We start from the raw sequence: 14,949 nt of genomic DNA on the forward strand, positions 1-14,949 counted from the left end.
GCCCGACCTCCTCGCCCGCCGACTCCGCGTCGGCCGACCCTCTTCGGAAGAGCCGCACCCGCATGACCGCTCCCGCCGTCCTCGCCCGCCTCGACGAGGGCGAGCCGATCACGCGCGCCACCGCCGAGATCCTCATCGGCGCGCGCGGCGCCGATCTCGACGCGCTCCTCGAGGTCGCGGGTCGCCTCCGTGACGAGGGCCTCGCCCGCCGCGGCCGACCGGGAGTGGTCACGTACTCGCGCAAGGTCTTCGTCCCGCTGACCAAGCTCTGCCGCGACCGCTGCCACTACTGCGTCTTCGTCGAGACCCCCGGTGGCCTCGCGGCCAAGCGCGAGTCGACGTTCATGGAGCCGGAGGAGATCCTCGAGGTCGCCCGCGCGGGAGCGGCCCTCGGCTGCAAGGAGGCGCTGTTCACCCTCGGCGACCGCCCGGAGGACCGCTGGCCGATCGCCCGCGCCTGGCTCGCCGAGCACGGCTACTCGTCCACTCTCGAGTACGTGCGCGCCATGGCCGTGCTGGTGATGACCGAGACGGGGATGGTCACGCACCTGAACCCCGGCGTGATGTCGTGGGCCGAGCTGCAGCGCCTCCGCCCGGTCGCGCCCTCGATGGGCATGATGCTCGAGACGACCGCCGAGCGGCTGTGGTCGGAGAAGGGCGGCGTGCACTACGGATCGCCCGACAAGGATCCCGCCCTCCGCCTCCGGGTGCTCGAGGACGCCGGCCGCAGCCGCATCCCCTTCACCACCGGGGTGCTACTGGGCATCGGCGAGAACGACGCCGAGCGCGCGGACGCACTGTTCGCGATCCGCGAGTCGCACGAGCGCTGGGGCCACGTGCAGGAGTGCATCGTGCAGAACTTCCGCGCGAAGCCGCGCACGGCGATGCAGAACGAGGTCGACCTCGAGCTGCAGGAGTACGTCGCCAACGTCGCGGTCGCCCGCCTGGTGCTCGGTGCCGACGTGACCATCCAGGCGCCGCCGAACCTGACCGACGAGCAGGAGCTGGGGCTCCTCCTCCGCGCCGGGATCGACGACTGGGGCGGAGTCAGCCCGCTGACCGCCGACCACGTGAACCCCGAGCGCCCGTGGCCGAACATCGACGACCTCGCCCGTCTGACCGCGGTCGCCGGCTACACGCTGCACGAGCGCCTCACCGCGCACCCGCAGTACCTCCGCGAGGCGCAGACCTGGATCGATCCGCGCGTCGAGCCCTACGTGCTCGCGCTCGCCGATCGTGAGTCGTGGCTCGCCGACGAGTCGGCCGCGGTGCTGCCGCGGATCTATCACGAGACGCTCGACGCTCCCGCACGCCCGACGGCTCCGACGCTCGCGGCGGTCCTCGCGCGCGCCGCCGCCGACCCGGCCGGGCTCGACGACTCCGACTACCTGGCGCTGCTGGCCGCCGACGGCGATGATCTGGAGGCGCTCACGGCGCTCGCGGACGACGTGCGCCGCGAGGCGGTCGGGGAGGCGATCAGCGTGGTCGCCAACCGGAACGTCGACACCTCGCTCTGGGGCTCGGCTCTGAGCATCGAGCGGCTGGAGGCCCTCGCCGACGAGGCCGTCTCGCTCGGTGCGACCGAGCTCTGCCTCCAGGGCGCACTGCCGCCCGAGAACTCGGGCGACGACCTGCTCGTGATCGCCCGCACGCTGAAGGCGCGGCAGCCCTCGCTCCACCTGCACGCGTTCCGCCCCGCCGAGATCCTCGACGCCGCCGCGCGGACCGGTCGCAGCCTGCCCGCGATGCTCGAGGCCCTGCGCGAGGCCGGCGTCGACTCCGTCCCCGGCACGGCCGCGCGGATCCTCGACGACGACGTGCGCCGGATCCTCAGCGAGGGCGCCGACCCGAGCGTCGCCGCCTGGCGCGAGTCCGTCACCACCGCCCACCGCGCCGGCCTGCGCTCGACCGCGACGATGGTCTACGGCCACGTCGAGACTCCCGAGCAGCAGGTCGCGCACCTGCGCACCCTCGCCGCGATCCAGGACGAGACGGGCGGCTTCACCGAGTTCATCGCGATGCCGTTCGTGCCGGCCGAGGCGCCGGCCGCGGTCGTCGCCCTCACCCGCGGCGGGCCGACCCTGCGCGAGACGCGGGCGGTGCACGCGGTGGCGCGACTCCTCCTGCACGGCCGCATCGCGCACGTGCAGACCGCCTGGACCAAGCTCGGGCAGCACGCGTCGCAGGTGCTGCTGCGCGGCGGGGCCGACGACCTCGGCGGGCTCCTGCTCGACGGGTCGACCCCCGAGCTGGGCGCCGAGGCGCACCGCTCCCTCGACACGGCCACCGTCGCCCGCCTCGCCCGCGAGATCGGCCGGCCGTGGCGTCAGCGGACCACCGACTACGGGACCGTCCCGGCCGAGCGCGCCCTGCGACCGGTCACGGCGACGCGTCCGCTGCTCCCCGTGCGCGAGTCCCGGATCCGCCGGGTGTCATGACGCGACGCGCCGAGTTCCTCGAGCGCCAGGCCGCGATCGTCGGCGACGAGTCGATCGAGGTCGGCGGGCGCCCCGTGCGTCTGCTGACCGCCGGGGAGCCCTCCGGCGAGGTCGTGCTGCTGATCACCGGGCCCGGTCGGGGCGTGCTGGCCGACTCCGCGCTGCTGCTGCCGATGCTCGCGCGGCGGCGGAGGGTCGCCGCGCTCGATCTCGCCGGCCTCCGCGACCCGATGGCCGAGGCCGCAGAGGCGGTCGGCGCCGCGCTCGATCGTCTCGGCGCCGATGACGCGATCGTCGTCGGCCACTCCCTCGGCGCCGCGGTCGCGATCACGGCGGCCGACGCCCAGGCGCGCATCCGCGCCCTGGTGCTCGTCGCCGGCTGGCTGCGGCCGACCGAGCGCCTGGCGACCCTCGCCCGGCTCTGGCAGGCGCTGCCCGCGGAGCCCCGCGCCGACCTCGCGCGCCTCGTCGGCGTCCGCTCGCTCCCCGAGCTCGGCCCGGGCCGCCCGGCGCCGCTGGCCGTCGACTCCGACCTGCTCGGCGCGGCGGCCCGTGCCGACGCGAGCGCCGCCGCCGGGCGCCTGCGCCTCCCCGTGCTCGTGGTCGGCTGCAGTGCCGACTCCGTCGTCGGCATCGAGGGCGCGGAGGCGCTGCTCGGCGCGATCGACGACGCCCGCTACGCCGTGGTCGACTCGGGCCACGCGGTGCTCGCCGAGCGCCCCGCCGAGCTGCTCGCCCTGCTCGAGCACTTCCTCGCCGACCCGCACGGCGACCCCGCCGGCTCGGTACTCCCCCGGATGACGGTCTGATGGACGTCGACGTCCTGATCGTCGGCGCCGGCTTCGCGGGGATCGGTGCGGCGACCCGCCTCGCGCGCCGGGGCGGCGCCTCCTTCGCGGTGCTCGAGCGCGCCGAGCGCATCGGCGGGACCTGGCGCGACAACGACTACCCGAACGTCTCGTGCGACATCCCCTCGCACCTCTACTCGTACTCGTTCGCCCCGGAGCCGGACTGGTCGGCGTTCTACGCGCCCGGCGCCGAGATCCAGGCCTACCTCGAGCGCGTCGTCGAGCGGGAGCGGCTCACCCCGCACCTGAGGCTCGGCACCGACGTGCTCGAGATGGCCTTCGACGAGTCGGCGCAGCGCTGGCGCGTGGAGACGTCGCGGGGCCGCTACCGGGCGGCGGTGCTCGTCGTCTGCGCCGGGCGGCTGTCGGAGCCGCGACTGCCTCCGGTCCCCGGTCTCGACGCCTTCTCAGGCCCCGCCTTCCACTCCGCTCGCTGGCGGCACGACGTCGACCTCGACGGAGCACGGGTCGGCATCGTCGGCTCGGGCGCCTCCGCGGTGCAGATCGTGCCGCACCTGGCCGAGCGTGCCGCCTCCGTGGTGCTCTTCCAGCGCTCGGCCCCCTACGTCGTCCCGCGCCGCAACCGCGAATACCCCCTGGAGGAGCGCCGCACGCTCGCCCGCGTGCCCGGCGCGCTCTCGCGGCTCCGCGAAGAGCTGTTCTGGCGGGCCGAGCTCGGCTTCGCCGGCCGCGTCGGCGTGCCCACCGCGATCGACCGGCTGCGGGCGGAGGCGCTCGGCCACCTCGCCGCGCAGGTCGCCGATCCCGGACTCCGCGCCGCGCTCACCCCCGACTACGAGATCGGCTGCAAGCGCGTGCTGCTCTCGGACGACTACTACCCCGCGCTGACGCAGCCGCACGTGCAGGTGGTCCTGAGCCCTCTCCGCCGCGTCGAGGGCTCGTCGGCGATCGGCGACGACGGCGTCGCGCACGAGGTCGACGTGCTGGTCTTCGCGACCGGCTTCCACTCGACGCGGCCGCCCTTCGCTCGACGGATCCGCGGCCGCGGCGGCCTGCTCCTCGCCGACCGCTGGGCCGAGGGCATGTCGGCCTACGACTCGACCGCCGTCCACGGCTTCCCGAACCTCTTCGTGATCAACGGGCCGAATGCGAGCCTCGGCCACAACTCCGCGATCCACATGATCGAGACGCAGGTCGACTACGTGCTCGCCGCCCTCGACCACCGCGATGCGGCCGGGATCGACGTGCTCGAGGTGACCGCCGAGGCCGAGGCCGCCTCCGTCGCGCGGGTCGACGCTCTGAGCGCCGACACGGTCTGGACCAACGGCGGCTGCGAGAGCTGGTACGTCGACGCCGAGAGCCGCCGGCTGACGCTGCTGTGGCCCGACTTCGCGTTCGCGTTCCGCGAGGAGCTCGGCCGCTTCGACCCGGCGGCGTACGCGCCGGCCTAGCCGGGTGCCCCTGGTCGCTGCCGGCTCCCGCGCCTCTGGCGGGCCCGATCGATCCGTCACGAACGACCCGTCCGAGTCGGCTGCACGGTGATTCTCCGACGGATCGATCGCGACGTGCGGACGGCACAGCGAGGCGCGATCATGGACCCACCCGATCCCCGCACGACAGGACTCCGCATGCCGTCCGACTTCTCCGCGCCGCCGCCCCCGCCCGCCCTCGACCACGACGTCGCCGCCGCGTTCCTGCGCAAGCGCTACGGGCTGAAGGGCCGCCTGAGCGATCTCGGCAGCAACCAGGACCGCAACATGCTCGTCGAGGCGGGCGAGGAGCACTTCCTCCTGAAGGTCGCGAACCCGGCCACGCCGGCCGGCGTCGTCGCGGCGCAGACGGAGGCGATGGCGCACCTGGCCGAGCGCCTCGACGGCGTCCGGATCCCGCGGGTCCTCGCCGACCGCAAGGGGCGCACGCGCCGTGCGATCGAGCTCGACGGGACGCCCGCGATCGCCCGGGTCCTCGACTTCGTCCCCGGCCGCACGCTCTCCGGCTCGGGCTACCTCTCCCCCGCCGTCGTGCGCGCGATGGGCTCGCTCGCCGCGCGGATCGACATCGCCCTCGCCGACCAGCCGCTGACGGACCTGGAGGACACGGGGCAGTGGGACTTGCGGAACGCCGCGGACGTCGTCGAGGCGCTCCTCCCGCGGGTGCCTCGGCGGGTGGCGCGGGTGATCCGCGAGGCGGTGGCGGGCGCTCGCGCGGTCGTCGATCCGCTCGCCGACGCGCTGCCGGTGCAGCTGATCCACGGCGATCTGACCGACGACAACGTGGTGGTCGGGGCGGGTCCCCTCCCCGACGGAGTGATCGACTTCGGTGATCTCGGCGCGGGCTGGGCGGTCGGCGAGCTCGCGGTCACGCTGTCGTCGCTGCTGCACCACGCCGACGCGTCGGCGCCCACGGTGCTCCGCGCGGCGGCCGCCTACGACGCCGAGCGAGAGCTCTCGGGCGCCGAGGTCGACGCGCTCTGGCCGCTCGTGATCCTCCGTGCCGCGGTGCTCGTCGTCAGTGCGCACGACGTCCTCGCGCAGGATCCGGGCAACGACTACGCCCGCGAGAACCTCGAGCACGAGAACCTGATCCTCGAGCGCGCGACCGCCGCGCCGCTGCCGGTGCTGCAGGCCCTCGTCCGCCGGGCTCTCGGCCGCGAGGCTCCGGCGCCGCTCCTCGCCGGCTCCGCTCGCATGCTCGACGTCGATCCGACCGTCGTCGACCTCTCCCCCGAGAGCGCCGCTCTCGACGACGGGCGCTGGCTCGACGACGACGGCGAGCGCGCGCTCGCCCGCGCGGTGCCCGGAGCCGCCCTCCTCCGGTACGGCGAGCGCCGCCTGACCCGCGCCCGCCCGCACGCGGCGCACGAGCCCGCGACCACGGCGCTGGGCGTCGAGCTGCACCTCGCGGAGCCGTCGACGCTCGTCGCCCCGGTCGACGGCGAGCTCGTGGCGGGCGGTCCCGGCACGCTCACCCTGCTCACCGCCGACGTCCGGCTGGTGCTCGAGGGAGTCGACGCGACGGCCGTCGGCACCGTCGCGGCCGGAGAGACGATCGGCACCGCCTCCGGGATCCTCCGCGCTCAGGCCCTGCCCCGCTCGCTCGACGATGCACCGTGGTTCGCCGAACCCGCGTGGGCCGACGCGTGGCTCGACGCCCTGATCGACCCCACGCCTCTCCTCCTGGGCCGCGCCGTCCCCGCCCCGCAGCCCGACCGCACCGTCCTCGAGCGCCGCGTCGCGCACCTCGCCGACGTGCAGGAGCACTACTTCGACTCACCGCCCACGATGCTCCGCGGCTGGCGCGAGCACCTGGTCGACGACTCCGGTCGCGTGCACCTCGACGTGCTCAACAACGTCTCGTCGATCGGGCACGGGCACCCGCTGCTCGCCGAGCGGGTCGAGCGGCAGTGGCGGCTGCTCAACACCAACTCGCGCTTCTCGTACCCGGCGATCGGCGAGTTCTGCGAGCGGCTCGCGGCGCTGCTGCCCGAGGGGCTCGACTCCGTCCTCCTGGTCAACAGCGGGACGGAGGCGGCCGACCTCGCCCTGCGCCTCGCCCGCGCCTGGTCGGGTCGCGACGACGTCCTCGCGGTCCGGGAGGCGTACCACGGCTGGTCCGGCCTCTCCGACGCCGTCTCCACCTCCGTCGCCGACAACCCCGACGCGCTCGCGACGCGGCCGCCGTGGGTGCACACCCTCGACGCGCCCAACAGCTACCGGGGCGCCCACCGCGGTGCCGACGCGCATCGCTACGCGGCGGAGGCGGTCGAGCGCATCCACGCGCTGGCCGCGGCGGGCACTCCCGCGGGGGCGCTGATCGCCGAGGCCTACTACGGCAACGCGGGCGGCATCCCGCTGCCCGACGGCTACCTGGCGGCGGTGTACCCGGCGGTCCGCGAGCACGGCGGGCTCTGCATCGCCGATGAGGTGCAGGTCGGCTACGGGCGGCTCGGCGAGTGGTTCTGGGGGTTCGAGCAGCAGGGCGTGGTCCCCGATGTGGTGGCCGTCGCCAAGGCGATGGGGAACGGGCATCCGCTCGGCGCCGTGATCACCACCCGCGAGATCGCCGAGCACTACCGCTCGCAGGGCTACTTCTTCTCCTCCGCGGGAGGCAGCCCGGTCAGCTCAGTGGTCGGCCTCACCGTGCTCGACGTCATCGAGGGCGAGCAGCTGCAGCAGAACGCTCTCGTCGCGGGCGCGCACCTGCGCGCGCGGCTCGAGGAGCTCGCCGGCCGGCACCCGCTGATCGGCGCGGTGCACGGCCACGGCCTCTACCTCGGCCTCGAGCTGGTGCGCGACCGCGAGACGCTCGAGCCGGCGACGGAGGAGACGCGCGCGATCTGCGAGCGCCTCCGCGAGCGCGGCGTGATCGTGCAGCCCACCTCCGACCGGCAGTGCGTGCTCAAGATCAAGCCGCCGCTGTGCTTCTCGCGCGAGAGCGCCGACTTCTTCGCCGACCAGCTCGACGAGGTGCTGACGACGGGGTGGTGAGGGAACCCCGGAGCGTCGAGGCCGCCCGGGAGCGCGGGCTCCCTCGACGGTCCGGGGTCCCCTCGGTGCCGGCGCCACCAGCGGTCGCCGGGGCATCGGCCGGCCGGGGATAATCGAAGGCATGCGAGAAGACGACGATGTCGATCTGGTGATCGACGCGTGGGCCGACGCCCTGCCCGATCTCGACTTCGCGCCGCTCGACGTCGTCTCGCGGCTGCGGCGCCTCAGCCCGCGCGTGCAGGAGATCCGCCGCCAGTCCTTCGCGGCCAGCGACCTCGCGCCGTGGGAGTTCGAGCTGCTCTCGATCCTGCGGCAGGCCGGCGCGAGCGGGATGACCCCGTCGGTCCTCTCCCTCCGCCTCGGCATCTCGAGCGGCAATCTCGCGAGCCGGGTCGACCGGCTGGGCGCCCGCGGCCTCGTGGTGCGCGAGCAGAACGCGGCCGACTCGCGGAGCAAGATCGTCTCGCTCACCCCGCGCGGCTCCAAGCGCGTCGACGAGGCGATGCGCCACCTCGTCGCCGCCGAGGGCGAGGTGCTCGCGAACCTCGATGCACGGCAGATGTCGGTGCTCATCGAGTGCCTGCGCACCATCAGCGACACGCTCGATCACCTCGACTGACGCGCGGGCCTCCACTCGTACGCCCGCGTACCTGGGAGGTCAACCCCGTTCGCCCGCCCGGTCCCGCGACATAGCGTGAGCGAGCACGGTCGAGGCGGAAGCCCCCCGTGCACTATGCACGCGAAAGAGCGCCACATGCCACAGATCCCCATCATCCAGCCCGCACGGTGGAGCCGGAACGGGGTCAGGATCGTCGTCGTCCCCGGAGCAGAGCTGCCCCGGTTCCGACTCGAGATCGACCCCTGCCTCGCCGTCGACCCGCGCCTCGTCCCGGGCGACCTGTTCAGCACCGTCGAGGACGCCGAGCGCGCTGCCGAGGCGGCCGCCTCCCGACTGGTGCGGCGCCTCCCCGTCAGCTCCTGACCAGCGCGTCGAGCGGCCCGGTCGGGAGCGCGATCCAGCCCTCGGCCTCGGCCGCCTCCCGCAGATGCCCGGGGACGGGCAGCGTGTCGCCCAGCGCGTGCGCTCGGGCGTTGAGCGCAGCGATCACCGCATCGAAGGCGTCGTTCGAGCGCGCCATCAGGGCGAGCGTCCCGGCGGAGGCGTCGAGCCACGGAGCGGCGCGCCGGAGCGCCTCCAGGGCGAGCGCCACCGCCTCCGGGCGCGTCTTGTAGCCGGTCGTGTCGATGCGCCAGTGGCGCAGCGCCGCCGCCGGATAGGCCTCGACGAGCCGCCCACCGCCCGAGCGGTCGACGTCCTCGCCCGCGGCGGCGAACGCCTCGAGCAGCTCGGCGCACCGCATCGCGGTCATCCCGAGCCGGTCGGTCGAGACGCTGAGCGGCCAGCGACCGGTCACCTCCCGCGCGGCCCGATCGGTCTCCCGATAGGCGAGGCGGCGCCGCCAGTCGCGCCCGGCGAGGGTGCGGGGAGCGACCTCGCGGCGGGTGTGGGCCGAGACGAACGCCGCGAACTCCAGCGGCCAGCCGAACGCGCAGTCGATGCCGATCGTCGTCGCCGTGCGCGAGAGTGCCACGATCTCCTCGTCCCCCGCGCCGAGGGAGAGGGAGGCGATGCGCGCGCGTCCGCCCGACCAGTCGACGGCGGCCAGCGCCGTCCGGACCGGCTCGGCAGCGAGGTCGACACCGATCGTCAGCATCGGATCAGGCTAGCCCGCCGCTACGCTCGAGCGATGACGCCATCCCCCGCCACGGGATCACGCGGGGGCATCGCCGCCCTCCGGATCGTCGTCGCCCTGACCGTGCTCACCGCCGTCGCCGCAACGGCCGTCGACACGGCGTCGCGCACTCCGTTGCTCCCGTTCAACTTCTTCGGCTTCTTCACCATCCAGGGCAACATCCTGCTGGCGGTGATCCTGCTGACGACCGCCCTGACCGGCCGGAGCCTCGCCCTCGCCCGCGGTGCGGCCACGAGCTACATCGTCGTCGTCGGCCTCGTCTACAACACGCTGCTCGTGGGCCTCGCCGGCGGAGTCGCACTCCCCTGGGCGAACACGGTCATGCACCTGCTCTTCCCGATCTACGGACTGCTCGACTGGATCCTGTTCGCCGATCGCCCGCCGCTGCCCTGGCGCCGGCTCCGGCTCGTGATCGTGTACCCGATCGTCTGGCTCGCCGTGGTGCTGGTTCGCGGGGCGACGGACGGCTGGGTGCCGTACCCGTTCCTCGATCCCGCGACCGGGTACGGCACCGTCGCGGTGTACGTCGTCGTGATCGCGGTCGTCTTCCTCCTCGCGGGCGCGCTGGTCTGGGCGCTCAGCCGGGTGCGGCTGCTCCGGATCTGACGGGGCCCCGTTCTGAGGCCACTTCTGGGGCCCCGTTCTGGGGTCACACGTGCAGGTCCGCTCGGGAACGGGCTCCCCTAGCGTCGGCAGCGGCGGCCCTCACCGCCGATCCCCGACCGAGAGCGGTTCCCCCATGCGTCTCCCCCTGTCCCCCTCACCGCGCCGCTCCGGGAGTCGCCGCCTGCGCGCCCTCGCGACCGGCGCCGCCATCGCCCTCGCCGCGGCACTGGTCCCCACCGGTGCCGCGTCCGCCGCGACCCCGACCCTCTCGCTGCTGAGCCTCGGCGACTCCATCACCCAGGCGTACGGCACCTGCGGCCGCTTCGCCGACTGCCCGCGCAACAACTGGTCGACCGGCACCAACGCGACCGTGAACTCCTTCGCATCGCGCCTGCGCACCGCGAACCCCGGCACCACGGTCACCACGGCCAACTTCGCGCAGACCGGCAGCCTGGTCGCCGGGGTGCCGGCCCGCATCGACGCCGCCGTCGCCGCAGGAGTCCGCCCCGACGTCGTCACCCTCCTGATCGGAGGCAACGACCTCTGCGCCGCCGACAACCCCGTCGCCGCCGACGGCTACACGATGACCCCCGCCGCCACCTTCGGCACCGGTGCGACCGCCGCGATCACCAAGATCCGCAGCACCTGGCCGAACGCCAAGATCGTGCTCTCGTCGATGCCGAACGTCGCCGCGGAGTGGGCCGTCGTCAAGGGCGGCATCGGATCCGTGGTCTGGGCCTCGGGCAACCTCTGCCGCACGACCCGCGGAGTGAGCGCCACCGGCGGCCGCCTCAGCACCGCCGCGGCCGCCGCCTCGGCCACCGCCGCGAAGACCCGCACCACGCAGTACAACAGCGCGCTGCAGAAGGCCTGCGCCAGCGCCGGCACGCTCTGCGACTACGACGGAGGCGCGCTCACCGCGACTCCCGTCACGAAGGCCCTGATCGGCACCGTCGACTACTTCCACCCCAGCATCGCCGGGCAGGCCAAGATCGCCTCGGTGCAGTGGAGCGCGTCGAACTTCGGTACGACCGGCTGAGCGACGGACCGCCGGCGGGTCGGCGTCCTCGGGTCAAGCGTCCTCTGGTCAGGCGTCCTCTGGTCAGGCGTCCTGAGGACGCTCGCCCTCCCGGCGGCGCCGCTGCTCCTCGGCGAGCCGCGCGTAGTGCGCCTCCTCGCGCTCGAGGTCGGCGAGCTGCTCCTCGGTGCTCTTCGGAGCCGGCCGCATCACGATCGTCGGCGGCGGCGTCTTCGATCGCCGCACCCGCGTCGTCCGCCCGCCGGGCACGAAGGAGGCGCCGTCGCCCTTCTTCCAGTCGTGGCCGAGCACGAACCACAGCGTCACGCCGATCAGCGGGATGAACACGATCAGCAGGATCCAGACGATCTTGGGCAGGTTCCGGACCACGTTGTCCGGCTGACGCACGACATCCACCAGCGCCAGCACCATCAGCACGACGGTCAGCAGCGAGAACAGGAAACCCATGCGTTCGAGGGTACGGCGCTGAGCGACCTCACAGGGCCGACTCGTGCCCCGGACGCGTCGAGCGGTCGACCCGCATCACGACTCCGTCCGAGAAAGCGCCCCGCTCGAGCGCCTTCCTCCTCCGTGCGTCCTCGACCGCTTCCCACCGGACCTCGAGCTGAGCGGCCAGCGCGTGAAGCACCTCGAGCACATCGGCGATCTCCTCCTGAGACGGTCCGGCGACCACCTCGGCGCATTCCTCCTCGAGCTTCGCGAGCAACCACGGGAGGCGCTCCGCGGCCGGGACACGGCGGAAGCCCGCCGTGACTCCGAGCCTGTCGAGGACCTCCGGGATGCGGTCCCGCACGAGCTTCTCGCGAGTCACGAGAGCGCCGCGACGAGATCGACCGGACTCGCCACGCCGTCCGCGGAGGCGGTACCAGCGCTGCGCAGGCCGTCGACGGCCTCGCGGACGTCGCCCCAGGAGGGCCTCTGCCCCGTCCGGTCGACGGAGGGACCCCACTCCGAGCCCTTCCGCGTCGGGGAGTGCAGCACTGCACCCCACCCGAGGCTCCGGGCCCGCTCACCGTTGGAGAGCCTCTCCGGGTTGAGTCCCGGGAGAACGACTGCGGGGAGGGTCGAGGCCAGGCAGGTCGTCGTGATCCCGTGGCCGCCGTGATGCACGACGGCGCGGAGTGAGGGGCCCAGCCCCTCGAGATCCCAGAACGAGGCCACCCGGACACCGATCGGCGGGTCGCCGATCTCCGACACCAGCGCTGGGTCGCCGGTGGCGATGTAGATCGTGCCCGGCCAGTTGCCGAAAGCAGCGACGAAGTCCCCGTCGATCCGCCCCACCGTCCGATAGAAGAGGAGGTCGTCGCCTCCCGACGAGGAGCAGACGCTCGTGAGCGCTCCGGTGTACACGATATCGAGGCCGTCGGTCCGCTCCGGGAGGGGATCCCACTCCGGTGAGCTGGGGACGGCGATACGGCCGAGACCGAACAGCTCGCGCACGTCCTCGCCGACGAGGGGAAGTCCGCGCCGGCGCAGCTCGTCGTTCACGCTGAGAGCCGGAGTCGTCCAGATGTCGGCGAGAGGAGTGTCGGGGAATCGGTAGTCGGGCAGTTGATTGTCCTGACAGAGCGTGACGATCGGGATCCGGAGCTCACTGCAGCTGATGAGCATGGACAGTCGATTGTCGTTGACGACTCGATCGGGACCCACCTCCTCCAGGACGGACCGATCGAACTCGAGCGCACTGGAGAGGAAGGACGGATCGGCCCAGTTCGTCCACGGATCGGACGCATCCGCGGCAGGGGGGTACCTGATCTCCGCATCGAGGCCGGCGTCCGCTGCGAGCCGGGAGTGGAGCAGCACGTCATGCCCGAGGAGAGTGCAGTGCCAGCCCGCATCCCGGAAGGCCCTCCCGATCGCCAGCAGCCTCGTGATGTGGCCGTTGCCGCGGCCCCAGGACACGAGCAGCAGTCTGGACTGCCTCAGCACGACGTCGCGATCGTCAGACCGTCCACGAGTTCGAGGACGATCTCATGGGATCGGGGGGCGGCTTCTGCCGCATCTGAGTTCGAGAGAACGGTCTCCCAGTCCGCGAGTTCGGGAGTCGACCTCGCCTCGGCGATCACCGTCCGGAGATAGTGAGGCGGAAGGGAATGACTCACCGGGTAGAAGACGAGAGGGGCGGAGCCGCCACCCACCACGGCGTATCCATCGGTCTGGGACCCGAGGTCGATGACGTCCGTCCAAGACGAGAGGACGACCGACTGCCCGAGTGCGGCCAGCGTCCGGAGATCGAGCGCACCGGGAATGAGGTGCACGTGCATGTGGTGGCACATCCTCTCGCCGGGTCGGCTGCGGAGGCAGTGCCCCGTCCGACCGTGCTCGAAGAGCACGACGTCTCCGAAGGCGCTCCGGATCCTCGTGCTCAGAGCCTCTACGAGCAGATCGAGTGTCGCGGCCGATTCGACCCCGATGTCAGCAGCCGATGGGTGGTGCTCGGTGGTGTAGACGAGCAGATGTCCGGGGCTCAGCGGAGCCGGATCGGAGCAGACGGCGAGCCCCCGGCTCTCCCACACCTTTCGAGGATTGCTTCGGCAGAAGACGCACTCCGGGTCTGCGAGCACCGACACTGTCACGACATCCTTCCTGCAACGCTGGCACTCAGCTCGCGGATCGCCGCGATCGTCGCGTCCAGCTCGGATCGTGTGGTTCGTGAGCCGAGACCGACCCGGACCGTTCCCCCGGCGCTCGACCCGATCGTCCGGTGAGCAAGAGGGGCGCAGTGCAACCCTGAGCGAACGAGGATGTCGAAGCGTTCCTCGAGGACTGCCGCTGCACTGCTGGGCTTCATCCCGTCGATGGTGAAGGACACGACTCCCACCGTCGGCGAACGCCGTCCGACTTCGACCGGTCGCACTCCTTCCGAATCCCGCAGCTTCTGAGCGAAGTACTCCCGCAGCGCACCGTGGTGGACGGACCGATGTTCGATCTCGGCCTGGTCGAGCTCAGCCAGCGCTGCACCGAGACCGGCGATCCCTACACCGTTCAGGGTCCCCGCTTCCTGCGACCAGGGCAGCCAGCTCGGATGCTCGGGATTCTCGGAACGCCCGCCCGAGCCGCCTCTCACGAGGGGCGGCAACGAGACACCCTCGCCGATGACGGCGCCGCCGACACCCTGCGGGCCGCCTAGGCCCTTATGGCCGGCGAAGACCACGACATCGGCGACGGCAGCATCGATGGGCAGATGGCCGAAGGCCTGGGCCGCATCCAGCGCGAGGAAGACCCCGTACTCCCGACACAGCGCAGAGATCTCGGTCACAGGGAGGACCTCTCCCGACACGTTCGATACCCAGGTCATGAGGACGCCGGCCGTGTCTCCTCGCCGGAGCGCCCGTTCGAAGAGGTCGAGATCGACCGGACCGTCAGATGAGGAGGGAATCACCTCGTGCGTGATCCTCCCGGCCGCTTCCAGCGCAGCCAGGGGACGAGTCACGGAGTTGTGCTCGAACGCCGAGGTGAGGACCCTGCCGCCGATGAGCCCGAGATGGTTCGCGACGGAATTGAGGGACATCGTCGCGTTCAAGGAGAACGTCACTCGGTCCGGCTGACGACAGCCGACGAGGTTCGCGAGAGAGGTGCGGGTCGCCCAGACCTGCTCCTCGGCCCACGACGCGAGGCGATGCCCTGCCCTCCCGGGACTCGTGCCGCTCTCGAGGAAGCGCTCCATCGCCTCAGCGATGCTCGGGCTCTTCGGATAGGACGTGGCCGCCGAGTCGAGGTAGATCATGGTCGACACTCCTTCATGTCCAGGTTCTCCGGTGCGCTTTCCTGCGAGAACCTACGCCGACGAAGGCGGCCGACCGGCGCAGGCGCGAG

14 protein-coding genes are annotated in these 14,949 nt (G+C 72.8%); 8 read left to right on the plus strand and 6 right to left on the minus strand.

Annotated elements, in window-relative coordinates; translation table 11 throughout:
• The first annotated feature begins 62 nt into the window (after positions 1-62).
• From cofG to GRS96_RS15620, 6 genes are all read left to right on the plus strand, one after another.
• Positions 63-2,438: a 7,8-didemethyl-8-hydroxy-5-deazariboflavin synthase CofG gene (gene cofG, locus GRS96_RS15595; RefSeq protein WP_159988913.1), complete on the plus strand. Its 2,376-nt coding sequence runs from the start codon at positions 63-65 to the stop codon at positions 2,436-2,438.
• Positions 2,435-3,247, plus strand: coding sequence for an alpha/beta fold hydrolase (locus GRS96_RS15600; protein WP_159988914.1), 813 nt, complete (start codon positions 2,435-2,437; stop codon positions 3,245-3,247). The genes cofG and GRS96_RS15600 overlap by 4 nt, the downstream gene beginning before the upstream one ends.
• On the plus strand, positions 3,247-4,698 hold the full coding sequence (locus tag GRS96_RS15605; protein WP_159988915.1) for a flavin-containing monooxygenase: 1,452 nt from the start codon (positions 3,247-3,249) through the stop codon (positions 4,696-4,698). Before GRS96_RS15600 ends, GRS96_RS15605 begins: the two co-directional genes overlap by 1 nt.
• 177 nt (positions 4,699-4,875) lie before the next feature.
• A complete protein-coding gene (locus GRS96_RS15610) occupies positions 4,876-7,734 on the plus strand; it encodes an aminotransferase (RefSeq protein ID WP_159988916.1) in 2,859 nt (952 codons plus the stop codon).
• Between the two features lie 121 nt (positions 7,735-7,855).
• On the plus strand, positions 7,856-8,353 hold the full coding sequence (locus GRS96_RS15615) for a MarR family winged helix-turn-helix transcriptional regulator (RefSeq protein ID WP_159859538.1): 498 nt from the start codon (positions 7,856-7,858) through the stop codon (positions 8,351-8,353).
• 135 nt (positions 8,354-8,488) lie between these two features.
• Complete coding sequence (locus GRS96_RS15620; protein WP_159988917.1) at positions 8,489-8,716, plus strand: hypothetical protein; 228 nt, start codon at positions 8,489-8,491, stop codon at positions 8,714-8,716.
• On the opposite strand, the gene GRS96_RS15625 is transcribed toward GRS96_RS15620, so the two are convergent.
• The gene (locus tag GRS96_RS15625) at positions 8,706-9,449 is read right to left on the minus strand and encodes a DUF429 domain-containing protein (RefSeq protein WP_159859544.1); all 744 of its coding nucleotides are present in this window, start codon (positions 9,447-9,449) and stop codon (positions 8,706-8,708) included. The two genes, GRS96_RS15620 and GRS96_RS15625, sit on opposite strands and share 11 nt — an antisense overlap.
• 33 nt (positions 9,450-9,482) lie before the next feature.
• On the opposite strand from GRS96_RS15625, the gene GRS96_RS15630 reads away from it, so the two are divergent.
• Both GRS96_RS15630 and GRS96_RS15635 read left to right on the plus strand, forming a co-directional pair.
• A complete protein-coding gene (locus GRS96_RS15630) occupies positions 9,483-10,094 on the plus strand; it encodes a Pr6Pr family membrane protein (RefSeq protein WP_159988918.1) in 612 nt (203 codons plus the stop codon).
• A gap of 133 nt (positions 10,095-10,227) precedes the next feature.
• The gene (locus GRS96_RS15635) at positions 10,228-11,133 is read left to right on the plus strand and encodes an SGNH/GDSL hydrolase family protein (protein ID WP_159988919.1); all 906 of its coding nucleotides are present in this window, start codon (positions 10,228-10,230) and stop codon (positions 11,131-11,133) included.
• A 63-nt stretch (positions 11,134-11,196) separates the two neighbouring features.
• On the opposite strand, the gene GRS96_RS15640 is transcribed toward GRS96_RS15635, so the two are convergent.
• From GRS96_RS15640 to GRS96_RS15660, 5 genes are read right to left on the minus strand one after another with little or no spacing between them, the layout of a single operon-like run.
• Positions 11,197-11,580 carry a PLD nuclease N-terminal domain-containing protein gene (locus GRS96_RS15640; protein WP_159859553.1) on the minus strand — a complete coding sequence of 128 codons (384 nt, stop codon included), beginning with the start codon at positions 11,578-11,580 and terminating at the stop codon, positions 11,197-11,199.
• A gap of 28 nt (positions 11,581-11,608) precedes the next feature.
• Positions 11,609-11,944 carry a nucleoside triphosphate pyrophosphohydrolase gene (locus GRS96_RS15645; RefSeq protein ID WP_159859556.1) on the minus strand — a complete coding sequence of 112 codons (336 nt, stop codon included), beginning with the start codon at positions 11,942-11,944 and terminating at the stop codon, positions 11,609-11,611.
• Positions 11,941-13,035, minus strand: a complete 1,095-nt coding sequence (locus GRS96_RS15650) for a glycosyltransferase (RefSeq protein WP_159859559.1) — start codon at positions 13,033-13,035, stop codon at positions 11,941-11,943. The genes GRS96_RS15645 and GRS96_RS15650 overlap by 4 nt, the downstream gene beginning before the upstream one ends.
• A 20-nt stretch (positions 13,036-13,055) precedes the next feature.
• Positions 13,056-13,709: an HIT family protein gene (locus tag GRS96_RS15655; RefSeq protein WP_159988920.1), complete on the minus strand. Its 654-nt coding sequence runs from the start codon at positions 13,707-13,709 to the stop codon at positions 13,056-13,058.
• Positions 13,706-14,860, minus strand: coding sequence for an aminotransferase class V-fold PLP-dependent enzyme (locus tag GRS96_RS15660; protein WP_159988921.1), 1,155 nt, complete (start codon positions 14,858-14,860; stop codon positions 13,706-13,708). Before GRS96_RS15660 ends, GRS96_RS15655 begins: the two co-directional genes overlap by 4 nt.
• Positions 14,861-14,949 lie beyond the last annotated feature (89 nt).

The organism is Rathayibacter sp. VKM Ac-2803, assembly GCF_009807175.1.
In the GTDB taxonomy this organism is placed as follows: Bacteria; Actinomycetota; Actinomycetes; order Actinomycetales; family Microbacteriaceae; genus Rathayibacter.

What these genes read in the sequence shown, in the direction of transcription:
- GRS96_RS15625 (WP_159859544.1), bottom strand. Translation starts at nt 9,449, where the DNA reads ATGCTGACGATCGGTGTCGACCTCGCTGCCGAGCCGGTCCGGACGGCG.
- GRS96_RS15605 (WP_159988915.1), top strand. Translation starts at nt 3,247, where the DNA reads ATGGACGTCGACGTCCTGATCGTCGGCGCCGGCTTCGCGGGGATCGGT.
- GRS96_RS15600 (WP_159988914.1), top strand. Translation starts at nt 2,435, where the DNA reads ATGACGCGACGCGCCGAGTTCCTCGAGCGCCAGGCCGCGATCGTCGGC.
- GRS96_RS15640 (WP_159859553.1), bottom strand. Translation starts at nt 11,580, where the DNA reads ATGGGTTTCCTGTTCTCGCTGCTGACCGTCGTGCTGATGGTGCTGGCG.
- GRS96_RS15610 (WP_159988916.1), top strand. Translation starts at nt 4,876, where the DNA reads ATGCCGTCCGACTTCTCCGCGCCGCCGCCCCCGCCCGCCCTCGACCAC.
- GRS96_RS15620 (WP_159988917.1), top strand. Translation starts at nt 8,489, where the DNA reads ATGCCACAGATCCCCATCATCCAGCCCGCACGGTGGAGCCGGAACGGG.
- GRS96_RS15635 (WP_159988919.1), top strand. Translation starts at nt 10,228, where the DNA reads ATGCGTCTCCCCCTGTCCCCCTCACCGCGCCGCTCCGGGAGTCGCCGC.
- GRS96_RS15660 (WP_159988921.1), bottom strand. Translation starts at nt 14,860, where the DNA reads ATGATCTACCTCGACTCGGCGGCCACGTCCTATCCGAAGAGCCCGAGC.
- GRS96_RS15630 (WP_159988918.1), top strand. Translation starts at nt 9,483, where the DNA reads ATGACGCCATCCCCCGCCACGGGATCACGCGGGGGCATCGCCGCCCTC.
- GRS96_RS15615 (WP_159859538.1), top strand. Translation starts at nt 7,856, where the DNA reads ATGCGAGAAGACGACGATGTCGATCTGGTGATCGACGCGTGGGCCGAC.
- cofG (WP_159988913.1), top strand. Translation starts at nt 63, where the DNA reads ATGACCGCTCCCGCCGTCCTCGCCCGCCTCGACGAGGGCGAGCCGATC.